The organism is Leyella stercorea, from assembly GCF_021531355.1.
Lineage (GTDB): Bacteria > Bacteroidota > Bacteroidia > Bacteroidales > Bacteroidaceae > Prevotella.
Genome location: NZ_JADYTS010000111.1, coordinates 1 through 6,231, shown reverse-complemented (window position 1 = coordinate 6,231; position 6,231 = coordinate 1). Strand labels below are relative to the sequence as shown.

Here is a 6,231-nt window from a genome sequence, read left to right as displayed (position 1 = left end):
CCCATACAGCCCCACCCCCTTGCCCCTCCCCCGCAGGGAGGGGAGTGAAGTGCTGAACTTGCTCAGAGTTTTACAGCATACTCTTATATATTTATTGCAAAGGCGTAGGAGAGTCGGGGGATTTTTTTGTTGTTAATAATCGATTTTTATTTTAAAATTAAAGAAACCTTCCACCCTTAAATCCCCAACAACTTAGCCTTAAAGTCATTTCACTCCCCTCCCTGCGGGGGAGGGGTTGGGGGTAGGGCTTTCAGTTTATGCACCCTCAAAGTCATTTCACTCCCCTCCCTGCGGGGGAGGGGTTGGGGGTGAGGCTTCTCATACACGCCACAGCGAGCGAGTAGAACTTCGAGTCAGCCGAGTCGGCTCTTGAAGTCACCACAACCGGAGCTGTAGTTCCGTCGAGCATTCCAGCCACGGTAGCATTAGCAAAGAATGTGATGGTTTTGTAGAAAGTGTTGCCGGCTTCGATGTCGGGGAAAATCAAGATGTCGGCATTGCCCACTACGGGCGAGCTGATGCCCTTGATGGCACCGCTCTCAGCGTCGCATGCAGTCTTCACGTCCATTGGTCCGTCAACGCAAACTTCGCCATATCTGCCTTCCTCGGCATACTGCTTGATGGCCTGATAGGCGATGGTGATGGGGAACTTTTCGCTTGTCTTCTCGGTGCAGTGAGTCAGTGCAACGCGCGGACAAGTGCCTCCGGTGAGGCTTCGCCAAGTCTTTGTGATGTATGTCATCACAGCGTCGAGTTGTTCGGTGGTAGGGAAAGGTATAACGGCAGCATCAGAGAAGAGCATGAGTCGGTTCATACCGGGAATCTCAGCCACTGCAATATGTGTCAGCACGCTACCCTTTACGAGTATACCCTGCTCCTTGTTGAGCACGGCGCGCAGCAGATTGTCGGTATTGAGCGAGCCCTTCATGAGCACATTGGCGCGTCCTTCACGCACTTCCAGTACGGCTTTGCGTGCAGCGTCGTCGTCGTCCGATGCATTGATAATCTTGATTTGTTGCGGGTGTTTTGTTGCGAGCTGTTCGGCAATGGTTTGCTTGCCGTCAACAACTGTAAGAATAAAGTCTGCAAAACCCTCGCTGACGCTTCGTTCAATCACCTCTTCGGTGTGTGAGTCGGCAGGTGATGCAACAGCCACAATGACGCGCTCTCCTAACGAGCGCAGTCTTTCTGGTAGGGTTTTTAAGTCAACAATAGGATTCATAAGATATGATTTTTTAGTTTGATATTCTATTCGCAAAGTTATCTGATTTTAGTTGATTGGCAAAGGTTTTTATTCACATTTTTATTCGAGCCTTTCAAAATGTTCGTTAAAAGGTCGATATTGAACATTTTTTTGTATCTTTGTATAATAAATGGGGTTGAAAATCAATGTGTTTATAGCAATTCGATTATACACCTCCAAACATACAATATCATACATATGACAACATCCGAATTTATCATACAGTTTCGTGAGTCCGACCCTCGTCGGCTTGCTCTTCAGGCTTCGCGCTATCCTGATGTAGACATGCCCTTCGCATTGAATCAGATTCAGGGATGGCAGACAGCTCAGCGCAAGTTGCCATCATGGGCGGCGTGCGATGGTGTGGTGTATCCTCCGCATCTCAACATGGAGCAATGCTCGTCGGAGCCTACAGCCCGATACAAGCAGCAAGTGGCACGTCGATGGGTAGAAGCCGTGCAGCCAGATGCCGACACCTGCATGACCGACCTCACGGGAGGATTCGGAGTCGACTTCTCGTTCACCTCGCGCTGTTTCAGTAGCGCCACATACGTAGAGCGCAACGCCTCGCTGTGCGATGTGGTCAGCGCCAATCTGCCGCGCTTAGGCATTCAGAACGCCACGGCGAAATGTGCCGAAGCAGAAGATGTATTGGAACAGCTGAAGCCTCAGACCATGATATTCCTCGACCCGGCGCGTCGCGACGAGCACGGTGCCAAGACGGTGCTGATAGCCGACTGTACCCCCGACGTGTGTCAGCTGTTGCCAAGGCTTATGGCAAAGTCGCAGTTTGTGATGCTGAAGCTTTCGCCCATGCTCGACTGGCACAAGGCGATAGTCGACCTTGACGGTAAGGTTCGCGAGGTGCACATAGTGTCGGTAGACGGCGAGTGCAAGGAGCTGCTGCTCGTATTGGCTGATAATGGTACGAAGAATGTGCAAGTCTTCTGTGTTGACATTCAGTCCCGCCCCGACTCAGAGGGTCAGTATCCGCGCAGCGAATTTGTATACAGCATCGCCACAAATGCCCAAGAAGAAATGGTGGAGAATAATTCCAAATTGGAAAATTCAACATCGGCGCAGCCGACCAATTCAAAACTCAAAATTCAAAATTCAAAATTCTTACACGAGCCCAACGCTTCCGTGATGAAGGCAGGCTGTTTTGACGAGATAGCCCGAGCCTACGGCATCTGTGCAATAAGCCGCAACAGCCATCTGTTTCTCTCCGACCGTGAGATAGACGGCTTCTCCGGCCGTTCGTTTGCCATTGATGCCGTCACCACTATGAACAAGCGACAGCTCCGCCAGACCCTCTCTGGTATGAAGCAAGCCAACATCGCCGTGCGCAACTTCCCCCTATCCGTTGCCGAACTGCGCAAGCGTCTGAAGCTGAACGATGGTGGCGACACCTACATCTTCGCCACCACCACCTCCGACGGCGACCATATACTTATGATAACGCATAAGACAAAAAAATGAAAAAACGTCGTGTTTTCTCAAAAAAATATTACTTTTGCAAACAAAACAACTACGATGAAACGTATAGGAATTTTCGTCGGGTCGTTCGACCCATTCACCATAGGCCATGACTCCGTCGTGCGCCGCGCCCTCGCCTTGTTCGACCATCTTGTGATAGGCGTAGGTGTTAACCAAGGCAAGCGCTATATGCTCAGCGCCGATGAGCGCGTTGAGGCTATACGTTCGCTCTATCGCGACGAGTCACGTATCAGCGTGGAGCAATACAGCGACCTCACCGTCGACTTCGCCAAGCGCCTCGGCGCCCAGTTCATCGTCAAAGGCGTGCGCTCGGTGCGCGACTTTGAGTTCGAGCGCGAGCAGGCCGACATCAACCGTCGACTTACCGGCATTGAAACCATCGTTCTCTTTGCCGAGCCAGGGTTGGACAGCATATCGTCGACCGTAGTGCGCGAGCTCACGCATTTCGGCCATGACTGCCGCTCATTCCTGCCAGCTGGGCAGGAATGAGAATGTGGAATGTTGAATGTGGAGTGTTGAATTAGTCGGCTACGCCGATTTAGAATTATCCAATGTAGAATTGTTGGAACAAAAAGGACGACACTCAACATTCAACACTCAGCATTCAACACTCAATTCAACATTCAACATTCAACACTCAACATTCAAGCAATGATAACATACAACGTAGACGGCGTGAAGATGCCGAAGATAAAGAAGCGTGAGACTACGGCGTGGATACGTGCCGTGGCAGCAACATACGGCTACAAGGTAGGCGAAGTGGGCTATATGTTTGTCAACGACGAGAAGATACTCGAAGTGAACAACGAGTATCTCGGTCACGACTATTACACCGACGTTATAACATTCGACTACGACGAACCCGGCATAGTGAGCGGCGACATCGTCATCTCGCTCGACACCGTACGCACCAATGCCGAGCAGTTCGGCAAGCAGTATGACGACGAACTGCGACGCGTCATCATACACGGCATACTCCATCTGTGCGGTATCAACGACAAAGGTCCGGGCGAACGCGAGATAATGGAGGAGGCAGAGAATCGTGCCCTCGCCATGCACCCGTAATGACAGAAGGACAATCCTCAATAAAACATTCAAGTTTCGCAAGCGAAAGTAGTTAAGAAGTTAAGGAGTTTTCGCGCCCTACGGTCGCTAAGGAGTTAAGCCATTAGTTTTTTTTCTTGATTTATAGCATAAAAGCATTTGGCTTAACTTCTTAACTCCTTTAACTACTGAATTCTCTGAACTTGCGAAAGTTCAGTAAAATACAATTGAAAAATGCGAAAAGTAATAGGTATTGGCGAGACGATGCTCGACATCATCTTCAAGGACGGCAAACCGATTGAGGCCGTGCCGGGAGGCTCAACGTTCAACGGAATAATATCACTGGGACGTGCTGGAGTCAACGCCACATTCATATCCGAAACCGGAAGCGATAGGGTAGGCGAGTACGTGCGCCAGTTTCTCAAGCAGAACAACGTAGACACGGCAAGCGTCAATGTCTATCCCGACTCAAAGTCGCCCGTTTCGCTCGCCTTCCTCGACGACGATAATAACGCCGACTACATCTTCTATCGCGACCAGCGTCACGACCACATGGACTTTACTTATCCCGAAATCAACCGCGATGATATTGTAGTGTTCGGATCGTTCTATGCCGTCAACCCGACTTTGCGTCCGCAGGTGTCGGGACTGCTCGAACTGGCTCGCCAGCATGGCGCTATCATCTACTACGACGTCAACTATCGCCCCGCACACCAAAACGACGTGATGAAGATTACGCCCAATCTGATAGACAACCTCGAATTTGCAGATATCGTCAGAGGCTCGCGCGAAGACTTCACCGTATTATATAAGAAGGACACAGCCGAACGTGTCTATCGTGCTGAAACGTCGTTCTACTGTCCGCGACTGGTATATACCGACGGTCCCCGACCTGTAACTGTGCTGGCAGACGGCGGCTTCCACAAGCAATATCCTATGCCCGACACTGAGACGGTGAGCACCATCGGAGCCGGCGACAACTTCAACGCCGGATTCATCTACGGACTCATCAAGTACGGAGTGACACGCGACGATCTGGAACGCGGACTCGACGAGGCTACATGGGACAAACTCATAGCCTGCGCATCAGCCTTCTCTGCCGACTGCTGCAAGGACATATACAACTATATCTCGACAGACTACGGCAAGAGTCTGCAACAGTAGGCTGCCCGAAAGTTGCCGTACTACATCGTTTTAACAATCAAACTTTACATATAATTATGAATACAGAGATTACATCATCAATACATTATGTCGGCGTGAACGACCGTCATAAAGACATTTTCGAGGGACTTTGGCCGCTGCCCTACGGTGTTTCGTACAACTCGTATATCATCGACGACGAGAAGGTGGCGCTTATAGATACTGTAGAGGTAGACTTCTTCCCGCAGTTTCTCGCCAACATCCGCTCCGTAATCGGCGACCGCCCCATCGACTACATCATCGTCAACCACGTAGAACCTGACCACAGCGGCGCCCTGCCGCTCATCAAGAAGTACTATCCTGAGGCACGCATCGTAGGCAATAAGAAGACCTTTGACATGGTGCGCGGATACTACAACGTTGGTACGGGCGACGATATCCTGGAGGTTTCCAATGGCGACACACTTGAGCTTGGCAAGCACACGCTCTCGTTCACTATGATTCCGATGGTGCATTGGCCCGAAACGATGGTGACACTCGATCAGACAGCCAACGTACTGTTCTCGGGCGACGCCTTCGGATGCTTCGGTGCGCTCTGTGGAGCGTTCGTTGATGCCGACATGAATTGCTACATCTACTGGGATGAGATGCGCCGCTATTATTCAAACATTGTGGGCAAGTATGGCGTTCCGGTTCAGCAGGCACTCAAGAAGCTTGCCGGCGTGAAGATCGACTACATCTGTTCTACTCACGGACCGGTTTGGCATGAGCACATAGCCCGCGTCATAGAGGCTTACGACCGTATGAGTCGCTACGACACCGACCGTGGTGTTGTAATCTGCTACGGCTCGATGTACGGTAATACAGAGCGTGCCGCCGAGGTCATTGCACGTGCAGCTGCCCAGGCAGGAGTACACAATATCGTCATGCACGACGTGTCGCGCTCCAACCATTCCTACATCCTGAGCGACATCTTCAAGTACGACACTCTCGTGCTCGGCGCTCCTACATACAACAACGGTATCTATCCGCAGATGCAGGCACTCATCGACGAGATAGCCGAACGTGGTATCAAGAACCATCGTCTGGCTGTATTCGGCTCGTTCACATGGGCTGGTCAGGCTGTAAAGAAGATACTTGAAGCCAACGAGACTCGCATGAAGTTTGAGCTTATAGGCACTCCCGTAGAGATAAAGCAGAGCCTTAACGCAGAGACTGAAGCCGGTTGCGAAGCTTTGGGACGTGCGTTGGCGTAATAAATATAAAGCCCGAAAAACCAACCCCTGCAAAGCCCCACCCCCGAC

6 protein-coding genes are annotated in these 6,231 nt (G+C 51.0%); 5 read left to right on the top strand and 1 reads right to left on the bottom strand.

From position 1 onward, the window contains the following. Positions 1–271: 271 nt before the first annotated feature. The gene (locus I6E38_RS14050; RefSeq protein WP_235394580.1) at positions 272–1,222 is read right to left on the bottom strand and encodes a phosphate acyltransferase; all 951 of its coding nucleotides are present in this window, start codon (positions 1,220–1,222) and stop codon (positions 272–274) included. A gap of 219 nt (positions 1,223–1,441) precedes the next feature. On the opposite strand from I6E38_RS14050, the gene I6E38_RS14045 reads away from it, so the two are divergent. The 5 genes from I6E38_RS14045 to I6E38_RS14025 all read left to right on the top strand — a co-directional run bounded on the left by I6E38_RS14045 (position 1,442) and on the right by I6E38_RS14025 (position 6,183). Next, on the top strand, positions 1,442–2,722 hold the full coding sequence (locus I6E38_RS14045) for a THUMP-like domain-containing protein (RefSeq protein WP_235394579.1): 1,281 nt from the start codon (positions 1,442–1,444) through the stop codon (positions 2,720–2,722). A gap of 54 nt (positions 2,723–2,776) precedes the next feature. Continuing rightward, positions 2,777–3,229 carry a pantetheine-phosphate adenylyltransferase gene (gene coaD, locus I6E38_RS14040; protein ID WP_235394578.1) on the top strand — a complete coding sequence of 151 codons (453 nt, stop codon included), beginning with the start codon at positions 2,777–2,779 and terminating at the stop codon, positions 3,227–3,229. 162 nt (positions 3,230–3,391) lie between these two features. Next, entirely contained in the window at positions 3,392–3,805 is a 414-nt protein-coding gene (gene ybeY, locus I6E38_RS14035) for an rRNA maturation RNase YbeY (protein WP_235394577.1), read from the top strand. A 213-nt stretch (positions 3,806–4,018) separates the two neighbouring features. Further along, complete coding sequence (locus I6E38_RS14030; RefSeq protein ID WP_235394576.1) at positions 4,019–4,948, top strand: carbohydrate kinase family protein; 930 nt, start codon at positions 4,019–4,021, stop codon at positions 4,946–4,948. A 56-nt stretch (positions 4,949–5,004) separates the two neighbouring features. Next, positions 5,005–6,183, top strand: a complete 1,179-nt coding sequence (locus tag I6E38_RS14025) for an FprA family A-type flavoprotein (RefSeq protein ID WP_235394575.1) — start codon at positions 5,005–5,007, stop codon at positions 6,181–6,183. Positions 6,184–6,231: the final 48 nt, after the last annotated feature.